This is a genomic window from Pseudomonas fontis (assembly GCF_028656955.1).
Taxonomy (GTDB): Bacteria; Pseudomonadota; Gammaproteobacteria; order Pseudomonadales; family Pseudomonadaceae; genus Aquipseudomonas; species Aquipseudomonas fontis.
The window spans coordinates 37414-52974 of record NZ_JAMDGY010000065.1 but is presented as its reverse complement, the minus strand read 5'-3'; the positions used below and the strand labels follow the sequence as shown (position 1 = coordinate 52974).

At 63.3% G+C, this 15561-nt stretch carries 13 protein-coding genes; 9 read left to right on the top strand and 4 right to left on the bottom strand.

Annotated features, from left to right (window positions below; translation table 11 throughout):
- Window positions 1-84 precede the first annotated feature (84 nt).
- From M5G11_RS19605 to gap, 4 genes are all read right to left on the bottom strand, one after another.
- Window positions 85-2667, bottom strand: coding sequence for a TonB-dependent receptor (locus M5G11_RS19605; protein ID WP_273911496.1), 2583 nt, complete (start codon window positions 2665-2667; stop codon window positions 85-87).
- A 117-nt stretch (window positions 2668-2784) separates the two neighbouring features.
- On the bottom strand, window positions 2785-3747 hold the full coding sequence (locus M5G11_RS19600; RefSeq protein WP_273911497.1) for a FecR family protein: 963 nt from the start codon (window positions 3745-3747) through the stop codon (window positions 2785-2787).
- 68 nt (window positions 3748-3815) lie between these two features.
- Window positions 3816-4334 carry an RNA polymerase sigma factor gene (locus M5G11_RS19595; RefSeq protein WP_273911498.1) on the bottom strand — a complete coding sequence of 173 codons (519 nt, stop codon included), beginning with the start codon at window positions 4332-4334 and terminating at the stop codon, window positions 3816-3818.
- Window positions 4335-4530: 196 nt separating this feature from the next.
- Window positions 4531-5532, bottom strand: coding sequence for a type I glyceraldehyde-3-phosphate dehydrogenase (gap, locus tag M5G11_RS19590; protein ID WP_273911499.1), 1002 nt, complete (start codon window positions 5530-5532; stop codon window positions 4531-4533).
- Between the two features lie 267 nt (window positions 5533-5799).
- Here gap and edd point away from each other — a divergent pair, with 267 nt between their 5' ends.
- From edd to M5G11_RS19545, 9 genes are all read left to right on the top strand, one after another.
- Entirely contained in the window at window positions 5800-7626 is a 1827-nt protein-coding gene (gene edd, locus M5G11_RS19585) for a phosphogluconate dehydratase (RefSeq protein WP_273911500.1), read from the top strand.
- Complete coding sequence (locus tag M5G11_RS19580; protein ID WP_273911501.1) at window positions 7623-8573, top strand: glucokinase; 951 nt, start codon at window positions 7623-7625, stop codon at window positions 8571-8573. The genes edd and M5G11_RS19580 overlap by 4 nt, the downstream gene beginning before the upstream one ends.
- A gap of 174 nt (window positions 8574-8747) precedes the next feature.
- Window positions 8748-9464, top strand: a complete 717-nt coding sequence (locus M5G11_RS19575; RefSeq protein ID WP_273911502.1) for a response regulator — start codon at window positions 8748-8750, stop codon at window positions 9462-9464.
- A 43-nt stretch (window positions 9465-9507) separates the two neighbouring features.
- Window positions 9508-10902, top strand: coding sequence for an ATP-binding protein (locus M5G11_RS19570; RefSeq protein WP_273911534.1), 1395 nt, complete (start codon window positions 9508-9510; stop codon window positions 10900-10902).
- Between the two features lie 85 nt (window positions 10903-10987).
- Window positions 10988-11854 carry an alpha/beta hydrolase family protein gene (locus tag M5G11_RS19565; RefSeq protein WP_273911503.1) on the top strand — a complete coding sequence of 289 codons (867 nt, stop codon included), beginning with the start codon at window positions 10988-10990 and terminating at the stop codon, window positions 11852-11854.
- Window positions 11854-12276, top strand: coding sequence for a MarR family winged helix-turn-helix transcriptional regulator (locus tag M5G11_RS19560; RefSeq protein ID WP_273911504.1), 423 nt, complete (start codon window positions 11854-11856; stop codon window positions 12274-12276). Before M5G11_RS19565 ends, M5G11_RS19560 begins: the two co-directional genes overlap by 1 nt.
- Before the next feature lie 130 nt (window positions 12277-12406).
- The gene (locus M5G11_RS19555) at window positions 12407-13669 is read left to right on the top strand and encodes an ABC transporter substrate-binding protein (protein ID WP_273911505.1); all 1263 of its coding nucleotides are present in this window, start codon (window positions 12407-12409) and stop codon (window positions 13667-13669) included.
- A gap of 142 nt (window positions 13670-13811) precedes the next feature.
- Window positions 13812-14720 (top strand): carbohydrate ABC transporter permease, encoded by a 909-nt coding sequence (locus tag M5G11_RS19550; RefSeq protein WP_273911506.1) that lies wholly within the window; start codon window positions 13812-13814, stop codon window positions 14718-14720.
- Window positions 14713-15558, top strand: a complete 846-nt coding sequence (locus M5G11_RS19545) for a carbohydrate ABC transporter permease (RefSeq protein ID WP_273911507.1) — start codon at window positions 14713-14715, stop codon at window positions 15556-15558. The genes M5G11_RS19550 and M5G11_RS19545 overlap by 8 nt, the downstream gene beginning before the upstream one ends.
- Window positions 15559-15561: the final 3 nt, after the last annotated feature.

Here is a 15561-nt window from a genome sequence, read left to right as displayed (position 1 = left end):
AACCTATCGCTGGCAAGGCCAGCTCCCACAGAGGCTTGTGCATGACAGCTCTGGTGGGAGCGGGCTCGTCCCGCGATGCGGGGGTCAGATATCCCAGATCAGGTTGATCGCGACATTGCGGCCCGGCATGGTCAGGCGATCGAGGTTGGCGGGTGCGGTGGCACCTGCTTCGCCCAGGCCGTCGTAGCCGCGCACGTCATCCCACTGCCAGTATTTCTTGTCGGTCAGGTTGTACAGGCCGGCGTTGACAGTGATGTCGTTGGTGACTTTGTAGTAACCAGTCAGGTCCAGTACGCCATAACCCGGTGTACGGAACTGCTTGCTGGTGCCGTCTGGCGCAAAGAAGGTGGTGTCGTCGACACGGTTTTTACGCTTGACCAGGGTCCAGCTGAGCAATGCGCCGTACTGATCCTGCTCGTAACCCAGGCCCAGTACGCTGGTCAGTGGGTTGACGCTGTTGAGCGGTTGGCCGGTGTCCTTGTTCTCGCCACGGGCATAGGCAATCGAGCCCTGCGTGTACAGCCCGGCGGGTGCACCGAAGTAATCCAGGTTCAGGCGACCCTTGAACTCGGCACCCTTGATGGTGGCGTGCTTGATGTTGTTGGCTTCGAAGTTCTTGCCAATGTCAGTGCCTTGCACGGCATCTTCGTTGATGAAGTCGCTGTACTTGTTGTAGAACACCGCGACATCGAAGTTGCCCGCGTCGAAGTTGCCGCGCAGACCGGTTTCGTAGCTCTTGCTCGACTCCGGCTCAAGGTTCGGGTTGCCTTGTACGCTGTAGCCTTCACCTGGGTTGTTGAAGCGACCATAAAGCGCCTTGGCCGTTGGTGTACGGAAGCCCTCGGCGTACTGGCCGTACCAGGTGTAGTTGTCGTTGAAGGCATAGGTCACGCCAAGTTTTGGCGATACCTGGTGCCATTTCTTGTCCTCAAGGTTGACCGGTTCGCCGCTGCCGGCGCCAATCCCGCGCAGGAAGTCATCGGTCGCTTTCGGTTCAAGCTTGGTGTAGTCGTAACGTACGCCTGGCAGGAAGGTCCACTGGTTCCAGCGAATCTCGTCCTGGGCAAACAGGCTGTAGGTGTTGACGGTCGGGTCCGGGAAGTCGCTCACACGGGCCAGCGCGGCGGATGGGAAGGGCTGGCCGGCGACGCAACCGAAGCCGGTGGTCAGGCAGGTGGCGTTACCGCTGCGTGAACCAGTGACCTTGTTTTGCTTGAAGGTGGTGCCGTAGGTCAGCAAGTGCTCGGTTTCACCTACGCTGAAGGCTTTGTCCAACTGCAGGTCGAACTGCCACTGGCGGTCCTTGTAGGTGGTCTTGCGATCACGGTTCAGCGTGTAGCGTGGCTGGTAGATTTCTTCCGTACGCTGGTCGGTCTTGCCGATCTGATAGTTCAGGCTCCACTTCACGTTGTCGGCAAGCAGGCTATCCAGCGCAAAATCGTGGTTGATACCGAAGCGCTCACGGGTAACGAGATCGCTACCCGTACGTGCTTTGTACATATTCAACGGGCTCGGTGTGAATGGGCCACCTACAGCGCTGCGCTGGTTAAGGTCGCGATCATCCTTGTAGTGCTCGTACGTCAGCGCCAGGCGCGAATCGTCGGCATAGTTCCAGCCCAGCTTGGCCAGGACGTTGGTGGTCTTCACGTCTTCCGGGTTGGCGGCGGTGCGGCCAAGGCCAGTGCCGCCATGATCGCCATAGGACTCGGTTTCGCGACCATCACGCTGGCTCAGGTGCAGCAGGCCGTCGAAGTCACCCTGGCGCGCGGCCACGGTGCCGGATTTCAGCCAGCTGTTGTCTGCCGAGCTGTAGCCCGTCTTCAGGCGCGCGCCGACGTCCTGGCCCGGCTTGATGATGTCGTCCGGGTCGAGGGTGAAGTAGCTCACCGCGCCACCGATGGCGTTGCTGCCGTACAGCACCGAGGCCGGGCCACGGAGGATTTCCACGCGCTTGACGATTTCAGGGTCGACGTAGTTGCGTTGGGTCTGGGCGTAGGGGCCGAAGAAGTAGCTGTCGGGGATCGACACGCCGTCGATCTGGGTCAGCACTCGCTCACCGTCGATGCCACGGATGTTGTAGCCGTTCAGGCCGCTGCGCTGGCCGGTCCCGCTTACCGAAACACCTGGCTCGTAACGCACCAGCTCCTTGATGTTGTTGACGTTCTGGCGGTCGAGTTGCTCACGGGTCTGGACCGAAACGGTGCTCGGCACCTGGCTGACATCCTGAGCGCTACGGGTCGCGCTCACGGTCACCTGCTGCAAGGCAATCGCCTTGCCGGCACTGCGTTCGATCACGATGTTGTTGGCGCTGAGCTTGCGGTAGTTCAGGCCGGTGCCCATCAGCAGGCGCTGCAGTGCCTGCTCAGGTGGCAGCGAACCCTGCACGCCCGGCGAAACGACGCCGTCAGCCAGTTCGGCGGACAGCCCGACCTGCCAGCCGGTGGCAGCGGTAAAGGCGTTCAAGGCCGAGACCAGCGGCTGCTGGGCAATCGCAAAGCGGTAGTCGCCCATGCGCTGCGCCGGGGCCTTGGCAGGCTCTGCGGCCAAGGCCGGCAGGCTGCAGGCGCCGCTGGCGAGCATGGCAGCAGTCAACAGGGAGAGCGTGCATCGTTGCAGGCCGGGTTTACGTGAAGTGTTGGAAACTCGACGAGTGAAACCAGTAGACATCGAAAGCGCTCCCTGTCGCGCGATTTTATAGGTGCGCCTGACTCAAAAATAAGAATCAGTTGCATTGGCTATAACGAGACGTACGACGGGAGGTGATCGCGTAAAAAAACTTTCAGGTCAGTTCAAAATGACCACGGCCGGGTATTCCTGCAGGCGCGCCGAGGTGATGTGGGCCAGGGAACGCACGGCCTCCAGCGGTTGGTCGAGGCGATAGTTGCCGGTCACGGCGACGTGCTCGAGCTTGTCGTTGGTGTTGATGATGAAGCCTGGGTAGTAGCGGCGCAGCTCGGCCAGCACCTGGCTGAGCGGGCAATTCTCGAACACCAGGCGACCTTCGACCCAGGCCAGGTCTTTCTGGGTGTCGACCCGTTCGCGCTGGCTGAAGCCATTCGGCCCGACGCGGATGCTGTCGCCGCTGGACAGGCGAATGCGCTGGTCGCTGCTGCCCTGCAGGTCGATATCGCCCCGCTGCACGCGGACCTGGGCTTCGCCATCGAGGTAGCGCACGGCAAAGTCGCTGTCCCGCACGCTGGCGCGCAGGGGGCCGGCTTGCAGTTCCAGGGGGCGGTTGAGGCCGCCGGCGACTTCGAAATAGGCTTCGCCCTGATACAGCCGGGCGACCCGCTGGCCGGCATTGATATCGCTGGAAAACGCTGAATTGGTGTTGAGCAGGACCTTGGAGCCATCGTCCAGTTGCACGCGCTGGCGTTCGCCAACCACCGTCAGGTGATCCGCTTGCAGGCGCATCGGCAGGTTGCCGACGGTAAACACGCCAATCAGCAACACGGCGGCAGCGGCCAGCGGCTTCCAGTGCGGGCGCAGGCGGGCCAGGCGCGAAGGGCGTTGAGTGTGGGCGATCTGCCCGGCGATCTGGCGTACGGTATCGCCATGCCACAGGGCTTCGGCTTCGACATAAGCCTGGGCGTTGGCCGGGTCGGCTTCCAGCCATGCTTCAAATGCACGGGTGTCTTCGGCGCTGGCGCATTGCAGGCGAATCAACCAGTCCAGCGCCTGGTCCATGGCACTGTCGCGGGCAGCCGGGTCTGGCGGCGAAGGGCACTGAGGGTCGCTGTCGGTCACGGTGAATCCTGGTAGGTCTTGTCGTTCAAATAATGATCACGCGTATCGGCCAAAGTGGCAAGCGGGCGTCAGTCTCGGTTGAGACGGTCGGCAACCCCTACACAGATGGCCATGATCAGTTTCAGTTCCTTCTGAACCGTGCTGGCGGAGACGTCGAGCTGTTCGGCGATCTCCAGGTAACTGGCGCCGTGCAGGCGGCTGAGGATGAAAATCCGTTGCTGGCGCGCGGTCAGTTGCGCCAGCGAGGTGCTCAGGCGCTTGAGCAATTGTTCGGCGTGGGCGGCGTCTTCGGCGCTGCTGGTGGGGGCGGCGATGTTGTGCACGACCTGCTCGGGGACGTCGTCGAGCATGGTGCGGGCCTGCACGCGGCGGCTGCGCAAATGGTCGAGGGCGAGGTTGCGCGCGGTCTGGAAGACGAACGGCTCCAGGTGCTCGATCGGGTGTTCACCCAGGGCACGGGTGACCCGCAGGTAGGTCTCCTGCAACAGGTCCTCGGCAGTGCTCGGGTTGTCCACCATGCGCTGCAGGGTTCGCAGCAGGGTGACCCGCTGGGCGAGGAAAACGGTGTTGAAGTGGGACTGACTCACAGTGCTACCCGAGCAAAATTTGCGAATGATAATGCTTATCATCGACCCTGTTGGTCAAGCGCTCTGTGGTAAGGACTGTGTAAGGTTTGCGGATGTCAGGGGCAAATCGTCGTCCAGGTATCGCCGGCAAGGCCGGCTCCCACAGGGTTGAAATGTTCATTGTGGGAGCCGGCCTTGCCGGCGATGACGTGCTTATTTACGGTGCATTGCACAGCGCCAGGCAGTTATCCAGCATCCGGTTGGAGAACCCCCATTCGTTGTCGTACCACGCCATCACTTTCAGCAACTTGCCAGTTGCCTTGGTGTGATTGGCATCGAAGATCGACGAAAGCGGGTTGTGGTTGAAGTCGCACGACACCAGCGGCAGGGTGTTGTAGCCGAGAATCTTCGAATGCCGGCTGGCCTCCTGGAACAGCGCATTCACCTCATCGGCACTGGCCTCGCGCTTGAGGTTCAGGGTCAAGTCGACCAGCGACACATTGATCACCGGCACCCTAACCGCCATGCCGGTGAGTTTGCCGGCCAGTTCCGGCAGCACCAGCCCGACCGCCTCGGCGGCGCCGGTCTTGCTCGGGATCATCGACTGGGTGGCCGAGCGCGCGCGGTACGGGTCGCTGTGGTACACGTCCGTCAGGTTCTGGTCATTGGTATAGGCATGAATGGTGGTCATCAGGCCCTGCTCGATCCCCAACTCACGGTGCAGTACCTGGGCGATGGGCGCCAGGCAGTTGGTGGTGCAGGAGGCACTGGAGATGATCTGGTGCGACTGGCGCAGGATGTCATGGTTGACCCCGTACACCACGGTCGCATCCGCGCCTTTTGCCGGCGCCGAGATGATGACTTTGCGCGCCCCGGCAGTAAGATGGGCGGCCGCCTTGGCGCGGTCGGTGAACAGCCCGGTGCATTCGAACACCACATCGATCGCTTCGGCCTTCCACGGCAGGTCTGCCGGGTTGCGGATTGCGCTCACGGCAATCCGGTCACCATTGACCGTCAAGCTTTCCTGATCGAACTCGACGCTGCCCGCGAAGATCCCATGAACACTGTCGTACTTGAGCAGGTGGGCATTGATCGCGCTGTCGCCCAGGTCATTGATGGCGACGACCTGCAGGTCCTGGCGATAGCCTTGGGTATAGAGTGCGCGGAGGATGTTGCGGCCGATGCGACCAAATCCATTGATGGCGATACGCAATGTCATGGAGCTACCTCTGGCAGACCGGGTGAAGCCCGGAAATCGAGCCTCTGACTTCACTGAATCTGATTTTGTTGTTGGAATTACAAGATTATTCGTAAAAAAATAGAAAACAAGCCTTTTTGCTGGCAGTATTTTATTCAATATACAACGAGCGACCGGCCAAGCCGTCCCTCCCGCTACGATCGGCCCTTGCCTTGAGCCTAGGCCGCAATCGTTTGGAAGGGAAACCGCCGCAGAGGTCGCTATCACCGTTAGCCTGGAGTCCAGTACATGCATCCGCGCATTCTTGAGGTCACCGAACGGCTGATCGCCCGTAGCCGTCCTACGCGCGAGCGCTATCTGCAACTGATCCGCGCGGCCGCCAGCGATGGCCCGATGCGGGCAAAACTGCAATGCGCCAACTTCGCCCATGGCGTGGCCGGGTGCGGTGCCGAAGACAAGCACAGCCTGCGGATGATGAACGCAGCCAACGTCGCCATCGTCTCCTCGTACAACGACATGCTCTCGGCGCACCAGCCCTACGAGTACTACCCCGAACAGATCAAGCAGGCCCTGCGCGAAATCGGTTCGGTCGGCCAGTTCGCCGGCGGTGTGCCGGCCATGTGCGACGGCGTCACCCAGGGTGAACCGGGCATGGAGCTGGGCATTGCCAGCCGCGAAGTGATCGCCATGTCCACCGCCATCGCGCTGTCGCACAACATGTTCGACGCAGCGCTGCTGCTGGGTATCTGCGACAAGATCGTCCCCGGCCTGTTGATGGGCGCGTTGCGTTTCGGCCACCTGCCGACGGTCTTCGTGCCGGGCGGGCCGATGCCCTCGGGCATCTCCAACAAGGAAAAGGCCGACGTGCGCCAGCGCTACGCCGAGGGCAAGGCCAGCCGCGAAGAGCTGCTGGAGTCGGAGATGAAGTCCTACCACAGCCCTGGCACCTGCACTTTCTATGGCACGGCCAACACCAACCAGTTGCTCATGGAAGTGATGGGCCTGCACCTGCCGGGCGCCTCCTTCGTCAACCCGTACACGCCGTTGCGTGATGCGCTGACCATCGAGGCGGCGCAGCAGGTCACGCGCATGACCAAGGCCAGTGGCGACTTCATGCCGCTGGGCGAGATCGTCGACGAGAAGTCGCTGGTCAACTCGATTGTCGCCCTGCACGCCACCGGAGGTTCGACCAACCACACCCTGCACATGCCGGCCATTGCCCAGGCCGCCGGGATCCAGCTGACCTGGCAGGACATGGCCGAGCTGTCGGAGGTGGTGCCGACCCTGTCCCACGTCTACCCGAACGGCAAGGCCGACATCAACCACTTCCAGGCCGCAGGCGGCATGGCTTTCCTGATTCGTGAGCTGCTCGACGCCGGCTTGCTCCACGAAGACGTCAACACCGTCGCCGGCCATGGCCTGCGCCGCTACACCCAGGAGCCGTTCCTGCAGGACGGCCGCCTGGTGTGGCGCGAAGGTCCGCAGGCGAGCCTGGACGAAGCGATCCTGCGCCCGGCGGCCAACCCGTTCTCGCCTGAGGGTGGCTTGCGGGTGATGGAAGGCAACCTGGGCCGTGGCGTGATGAAAGTCTCCGCTGTTGCGCCTGAGCACCAGGTGGTCGAGGCCCCGGCGCGGGTCTTCCATGATCAGCAGGCGCTGGCCGATGCCTTCCAGGCCGGCGAGCTGGAGCGCGATTTTGTCGCGGTGGTGCGTTTCCAGGGGCCGCGTTGCAACGGCATGCCCGAACTGCACAAGATGACCCCGTTCCTGGGCGTGTTGCAGGACCGTGGCTTCAAGGTGGCGCTGGTTACCGACGGGCGCATGTCCGGTGCCTCGGGGAAAATCCCGGCGGCCATTCATGTCTGCCCGGAAGCCTTCGATGGCGGGCCGCTGGCGCGGGTGCGTGATGGTGATATCGTGCGGGTGGACGGCGCCAAGGGCACCTTGCTGGTGCGCGTCGAGCCCGACGAGCTGGCCGCCCGTGAGTTGCCGGCCGCACCGCTGGGCAACGACCTGGGCTGCGGTCGCGAGTTGTTCGGCTTCATGCGCATGGCCCTGAGCCCGGCTGAACAGGGCGCCAGTGCCTTCACCTCGGCTTTGGAGAATTTGAAATGAAACCAGCGCTGGTCGGCGATATCGGCGGCACCAATGCTCGTTTTGCGTTGTGGCGGGACAACCAGCTGCACCATGTGCGCGTGCTGGCGACGGCCGACTACACCAGCCCGGAGCAGGCCATCGCGGCCTACCTCGACGAGCAGGGCATTGCTCGCGGTGAGCTGACCGCGGTGTGCTTGGCGGTAGCCGGGCCGGTGCATGGCGATGAGTTTCGTTTTACCAACAGCCACTGGCGGCTGAGCCGCCAGGCGTTCTGCAAAACGCTGCAGGTCGAGCGCTTGCAACTGATCAATGATTTCTCGGCAATGGCGCTGGGCATGACGCGTTTGCAGGAAGGTGAGTTCCGCGTTGTTTGCGAGGGCGAGGCCGACCTGTCGCGCCCGGCGCTGGTCATCGGCCCGGGCACCGGGCTGGGGGTGGGCAGCCTGCTCAGCCTGGGTGATCAGCGCTGGCTGGCATTGCCGGGTGAGGGCGGGCATGTCGACCTGCCGGTGGGCAATGCTCGTGAGGCGGCGATTCGTCAGTTGATCGAGCTGGAGATCGGGCATGTGAGTGCCGAGACGGTGCTCAGTGGTGGTGGGTTGGTGCGCTTGTATCAGGCGATCTGCGCGCTGGACGGGCATGCGCCAGCGTTCAAGTCACCCGCTGAGATTACCGATGCTGCGTTGGCCGGTGATGCCGTGGCATTGAGTGTGATCGAGCAGTTCTGTCGATTCCTCGGCCGGGTTGCCGGGAACAACGTGCTGACCCTGGGGGGGCGTGGCGGGGTGTATATCGTTGGTGGGGTGATCCCGCGATTTGCCGAGCTGTTCCTGCGCAGCGGTTTTGCCGGGAGTTTCGCTGACAAGGGCTGCATGAGTGGGTATTTCAAGGGCGTGCCGGTGTGGCTGGTGACGGCTGAGTTCTCCGGTTTGCTGGGCGCGGGTGTGGCCCTGCAACAGGCTTGAAGGGAGCGATCAACTGTCGTGCACAAAACGCTGTAGCCGCTGCCGACAGGCTGCGCTGGAGTCCGCTAGGGCTCCTGAGAGGTCAAGAGACGGCGCCTGCGTTGCAGGCGAGCGCAGCCTGGCGGCAGCGGCTACAGGGGCAGCGCCTGAGGTGGGCAGACAAGGAACGATACTGTGAGCAAGTCGATACTGCTGGTCGATGATGACCAGGACATCCGCGAACTGCTGCAAGCCTACCTCAGCCGCTGCGGCTTTGACGTGCGCGCCGTGGCGGACGGCCAGGGCTTTCGCCAGGCCCTGGACAGCCATGGCTGCGACCTGGTGATCCTGGACGTCATGCTCCCCGATGAAGACGGTTTCAACCTGTGCCGCTGGGTGCGCCAGCACCCTCGCCAGGCCCAGGTCCCGATCATCATGCTCACCGCCAGCTCCGACGAGGCCGACCGTGTCATCGGCCTGGAACTGGGCGCCGATGACTACCTCGGCAAACCCTTCAGCCCGCGTGAACTGCAGGCGCGCATCAAGGCCCTGTTGCGTCGGGCCGGGTTCGGCCAGGAGCGCGCGGGCGGCGACGTGCTGACCTTCGACGAGTGGCGCCTGGACACGATCAGCCACCGCCTGTTCCACCGCGACGGCGAAGAAGTGATTCTCTCTGGCGCCGACTTCGCCCTGCTCAAGCTGTTCCTTGATCACCCGCAGCAGATCCTCGACCGCGACACCATCGGCAATGCCACCCGAGGCCGCGAGCCGATGCCGCTGGACCGCATCGTCGACATGGCGGTCAGCCGCCTGCGCCAGCGCCTGCGCGACACCGACAAACCCCCGCGGTTGATCCGCACCGTCCGCGGTAGCGGCTACCTGCTGGCAGCCAGTGTTGCGCCGGTCAACTGAGCGCCGCTGGCGCCCGACATTGCCCCGCTCGCTGCTGGGGCGGATGCTCCTGCTGACCCTGCTGGTGGTGCTGCTCGCCCAGGCGTTGTCGAGTGTCATCTGGCTCTCGCAACTGCGCGCCAGCCAGTTGGAAGGGCTGGTCGCCAGTGCGCGCAGCCTGGCCCACTCGATGAGTGCCAGCGTCAGCTACTTCCGTTCGCTGCCGCTGGCTTACCGGCCGATGGTCCTGGACCAGTTGCGCAGCATGGGCGGCACGCGCTTCGTGGTGTCATTGAACGACCGCCCGCTGGACATGCAGGTGCTCCCCGTCACGCCGCGCAAGCAGGCGGTGATCGCGGCGGTGGCTGAAGTGTTGCACCAGCGCCTTGGCGAGCAGATGGACATCTCCGTGGAGTTCGTCAGCCCGCAGGATCTGCGCATCTTCAACAGCGGCCTGAAACTCGACGAACTACCGCGCTCCTGGGCGCATTACGCGCTGACGCTGGAGCCGGTCAACCCGCCGGTGCTGGTCACCCAGATCCGCCTGGGCGAGGGCGAATGGCTGTACATCGCCTCGCTGATGCCCGAACCCTACACCAGCCTTGAAGGTGAAGGCCTGCCGCGCCAGCAGATCTGGTTCATCGGGCTGACCACGGGCTTTTTGCTGTTGTTCATCGGCTTGCTGGTGCACTGGCAGAGCCGCCCGCTCAAGCGCCTGGCACGGGCAGCGCGGGAGATGTCGCTGGGCGCTGACGTCGAGCCGGTGGTGGAAGGCGGCGGCAGCGAGGTGGCCGAGGTGGCTCGCGCCTTCAATGCCATGCGCGAGCGCATCAGCCGATATCTCACCGAGCGCAGCCAGCTGTTCAGCGCGATTTCCCACGACCTGCGCACGCCGATCACCCGTTTGCGCCTGCGGGTCGAACTGCTGGAAGACGAACAGCAGCAGGCCAAGTTCAGCCGCGACCTGGATGAGTTGGAGATGCTGGTCAAAGGTGCCCTGCAATGCGTGAAGGACACCGACATCCACGAAAACATCGAACCGATCGACCTCAACCAGGCCCTCGATTGCCTGATCGAACCCTACCTGGCCAATGGGCGCATCACCGTGCAGGGCAGGGCGCAGACGCCGTACCGGGGCAAGCCGCTGGCGCTGCGCCGCTGCATGGGCAACCTGATCGACAATGCGCTGAAGTACGGCGACCGGGTGCACCTGCATATTCACGACAGCGCCGATGCATTCGTGCTGCAAGTGGATGATGAAGGGCCAGGCGTGCCGGAGCAGCGTCTGGAGCAGGTGTTCGAGCCGCATTTTCGCTTGTCCGGGCAGCAACAGGGCTACGGCCTGGGGCTGGGCATCGCGCGCAACATCGCGCACAGCCATGGCGGCGAAGTCAGCCTGCGCAACCTTCGTGAAGGGGGCTTGCGGGTGACCTTGAGCCTGTCACGCAGCGCTTCCTGAAGAGCATTTGGCAGTGCGACTTCTCAGTCATTATTTCACGTGTTAAATAATTTGCTTCGCGTGTTAAATAATCGAGCCAACCGCCATGACCAGAACCCACCAGCCGATCCAATGCGCCGACGGCTTCGCCTTGAACAGCACGTTGTATGTTCCTGAAGGCCCGGCCCGCGCCCTGGTGTTGTTGAACCCTGCCACCGGCGTGACCGAGCGCATGTACGTGCCGTTTGCCAGCTACCTCACCGAGCAGGGCTTCGTCGTGCTGACCTACAACTACCGGGGCGTGCAGGCGGGCGACTCGGCCAAGGAGGTGAAGGCCGGTTTCAGCACCTGGGCTGATCTGGACGTCGAGGCGGTCACCCAGTGGGCGGCGGCGCGTTATCCGCAGTTGCCGTTGCTGGCGGTCGGCCACAGCTTCGGCGGGCATGCCATCGGCCTGTGCGAAAGCAGCCGCCTGCTCAGCGGCGCCGTGATGATCACTTCCCAGGCGGGCTGCCTGCGCTTTATCCGCCCGCTGGCCGAGCGCCTGCGCGTCACCGCCTTGCTCAAGCTGATCGGGCCGTTCTGTTCGCGGGTGCTGGGCTATGTGCCTGGGCGCAAGCTGGGTATCGGTGAAGACTTGCCGGCCCAGGTGATGCTCGAGTGGTGCCGCTGGACCTCGCTGCGCAATTATTTCTTCGATGATCCGCAAATGAACGCCGTGGCGCGCTTCCAGCGCCCGCGCATGCCGGTGTTGTCGATTGGTTTTGCCGACGACCCTTGGGCGCCCGCCGAGGCCATCGACCTGATGAGCGGCCATCTCACCGCCTGCCAGGTCGAGCGTCGCCAGTACGGGCCTGAGCACAGCAACGGCCAAGCCATCGGGCACCTGGGCTTCTTCCGTGACCGGCATGCCGAGACGCTGTGGCCACAGGTCAGCCAATGGTTGCTGCAGCAGGTGGAGGCGCGGGCCTGATGGAAAGCGATCGTCGTTACGTCTATTTGCTCAACACGGCGCAAAAGCGCCTGCACCGTCATCTCGAGCAGCATGCCGAGCGCCACGCCGGCATCAGCGTGGTCCAGGCCGGCGCGCTGTTTGCGCTTGTCCGCCAGGATGGCGCGCTAAGCGGCGAGCTGGCGGCTACGCTGGACATTGCCCCGTCGGCGATGACCGGGCTGGCGGACCGCATGCTGCGGGCCGGGCTGATCGAGCGGCGTGTCGATGCGCTCGACAAACGTATCAACCGCTTGTGGCTGACCGAGCGCGGTCGCGCGGCAGCCACTACGGCGCAACACGAACTCGCTCCGCTGAACAGGAAGCTCAGCGAAGGTTTCACAGAGGATGAAATGCACGTGGTGGCCCGCTGGTTGTCGGCCGTGGGGCAGCGTTTCTCCTGAGCGTCGAATGTCACAGGACGGTGACATTCGCACGTCCCTTCGTTACTTCCGCTGGCGAGCGGCTGGTTAGACTCCCATGCAGCGCAAGCATCAGACTTGCACCTGCATAACAACAAGAAAGGTTTCCCGCATGAATGCGATCAATCGCCTCGCCGCTGTCGTTGCCCTTGCCTCCCTGCTTCCCCTGAGCGCCCTTGCCGAAGGCCCTGGTACTGTCGAAGTGACGCACTGGTGGACCTCTGGTGGTGAAAAAGCGGCGGTCGATACCCTCAAGAAACAAATCGAAGCAGACGGCTTCATTTGGAAGGACAACGCCGTGGCCGGTGGCGGTGGTGCTGCGGCCATGACCGTGCTGAAAAGCCGCGCGGTGGCGGGCAACCCGCCGGCGGCGGCGCAGGTCAAGGGCCCGGACATCCAGGATTGGGGCTCGCTGGGCTTGTTGACCGAGCTGGACGACGTCTCCAAGGCCAACAACTGGGATGGCCTGCTGCCGAAGAAAGTCGCCGAAATCATGAAGTACGACGGTCACTACGTGGCCGTGCCGGTGAACATTCACCGGGTGAACTGGCTGTGGATCAACCCGCAGGTGTTCGAAAAGGCCGGCGCGAGCGTGCCGACCACGCTGGACGAGCTGTTCGTTGCCGCAGACAAGCTCAAGGCCGCAGGTTTCATTCCATTGGCCCATGGTGGTCAGCCGTGGCAGGACAGCACGGTGTTCGAGGACCTGGTGTTGAGCATCCTCGGGCCGAAGGGCTATCACGCGGCCTTCGTTGACCTGGATGAGGCGACCCTGACCGGCGCGCAGATGATCGAAGTGTTCAAGACCCTGCAGCGCCTGGGCACCTACATGGACCCGAACCGTGCCGGGCGTGACTGGAACATTGCCGCTGCCGAGGTCATCAACGGCAAGGCCGGCATGCAGATCATGGGTGACTGGGCCAAGAGCGAATGGACCGCGGCAAAGAAAGTTGCGGGCAAGGACTACACCTGTGTGCCGTTCCCGGGGACCCAGGGCAGTTTCGCCTACAACATCGACTCGCTGGTGATGTTCAAGCTCAAGGACGCCAACGACATCAAGGCGCAGAACGACCTGGCCAAGGTCGCGCTGGAGCCGAAATTCCAGACCGTGTTCAACCAGAACAAGGGCTCGCTGCCAGTGCGTCAGGACATGGACATGAGCCAGTTCGACGCCTGCACGCAGAAGTCGGCGGCAGACTTCAAGGAAGCCGAAAAGGGTGACGGCCTGCAACCGAGCATGGCGCACAACATGGCGACGACCCTGGCGGTACAGGGGGCGATCTTCGACGTGGTCACCAACTTCCTCAATGACCCAAAGGCGGACCCGGCCAAGGCGGTCAAGCAGCTGAACTCGGCGATCAAGTCGGCCAAGTGATGGTTGGGCACTGACATTGTGGGGGCTGCATCGCCGGCAAGGCCGGCTCCCACAGTAGACCGATGTGCACCCATTACACCTGTGGGAGCCGGCCTTGCCGGCGATGCGGTGCATGGCACCGCCCAGACCTCGAGATTCCCCAATGAGCACTGTTGCCGCACTCAACAAGGCCTCACCCCTCGACGCACTGCAACGCTGGCTGCCAAAACTGGTGCTGGCGCCGAGCATGCTGATCGTCCTGGTGGGCTTCTATGGCTATATCTTCTGGACCTTGCTGATCTCGTTCACCAACTCCAGCTTCATGCCCAGCTACAAATGGGTGGGCCTCACGCAATACGCCAAGCTGATGGAGAACGACCGCTGGTGGGTTGCCAGTAAAAACCTGGCGGTGTTCGGTGGCCTGTTCATTGGCATCAGCCTGCTGGTCGGCGTGCTGCTGGCGATACTGCTCGACCAGCGCATCCGCCGCGAAGGCTTCATCCGCACGGTCTACCTCTACCCCATGGCCCTGTCGATGATCGTCACCGGCACCGCCTGGAAGTGGTTGCTCAACCCCGGCCTGGGCCTGGACAAGATGCTCCGCGACTGGGGCTGGGAAGGCTTTCGCATGGACTGGCTGGTCGACCCCGACCGCGTCGTCTACTGCCTGGTGATCGCCGCCGTCTGGCAAGCCTCGGGCTTCGTCATGGCGCTGTTCCTCGCCGGCCTGCGCGGCGTCGACCAGTCGATCATCCGCGCCGCCCAGGTCGATGGCGCCAGCTTGCCGACCATCTACCTGCGCATCGTCCTGCCAAGCCTGCGCCCGGTGTTCTTCAGCGCGCTGATGATCCTTGCGCACATCGCCATCAAGAGCTTCGACCTGGTGGCGGCCATGACCGCTGGCGGGCCGGGCTACTCCTCCGACCTGCCGGCGATGTTCATGTATTCGTTCACCTTTAGTCGCGGGCAAATGGGCATGGGCTCGGCCAGCGCGATCCTGATGCTCGGCGCGATCCTGTCGATCCTGGTGCCGTACCTGTACTCGGAACTGAGGAACAAGCGCCATGACTAACGCACTCGCGTCCCGTCGCCTGAGCCTCAGCCGCCTGGCGATCTACGCCACGCTGATCGCCGCCTGCGCGGTGTACCTGATCCCGCTGGTGGTGATGCTGCTGACCAGCTTCAAGTCCCCCGACGACATCCGCACCGGCAACCTGCTGAGCTGGCCCGAGGTGATCACCGGGATCGGCTGGATCAAGGCCTGGGACACCGTCGGCGGCTACTTCTGGAACTCGGTAAAAATTACCCTCCCGGCCGTTGTGATCTCCACTTTGCTGGGCGCGCTGAACGGCTACGTGCTGTCGATGTGGCGCTTCCGTGGCTCGCAGTTGTTCTTCGGCCTGTTGCTGTTCGGCTGCTTCCTGCCGTTCCAGACCGTGCTGCTGCCAGCCTCCTTTACCCTCGGCAAACTCGGCCTGGCAAGCACCACCACTGGCCTGGTGCTGATGCACATCGTCTACGGCCTGGCGTTCACCACGCTGTTTTTCCGCAACTACTACACCAGTGTGCCCAACGCCCTGGTGCAGGCTGCGCGGCTCGACGGCGCGGGGTTCTTCACCATCTTCGGGAAGATCCTGCTGCCGATGTCGGTGCCGATCATCATGGTCTGCCTGATCTGGCAGTTCACCCAGATCTGGAACGACTTTCTCTTCGGTGTGGTGTTCGCCAGTGGCGATGCGCAACCGATCACCGTGGCCCTGAACAACCTGGTCAACACCAGCACCGGGGTCAAGGAATACAACGTCGACATGGCGGCGGCGATGATCGCCGGGTTACCGACCCTGTTGGTCTATGTGCTGGCTGGCAAGTATTTCCTGCGTGGGCTCACCGCCGGCGCGGTCAAGGGGTGAAAC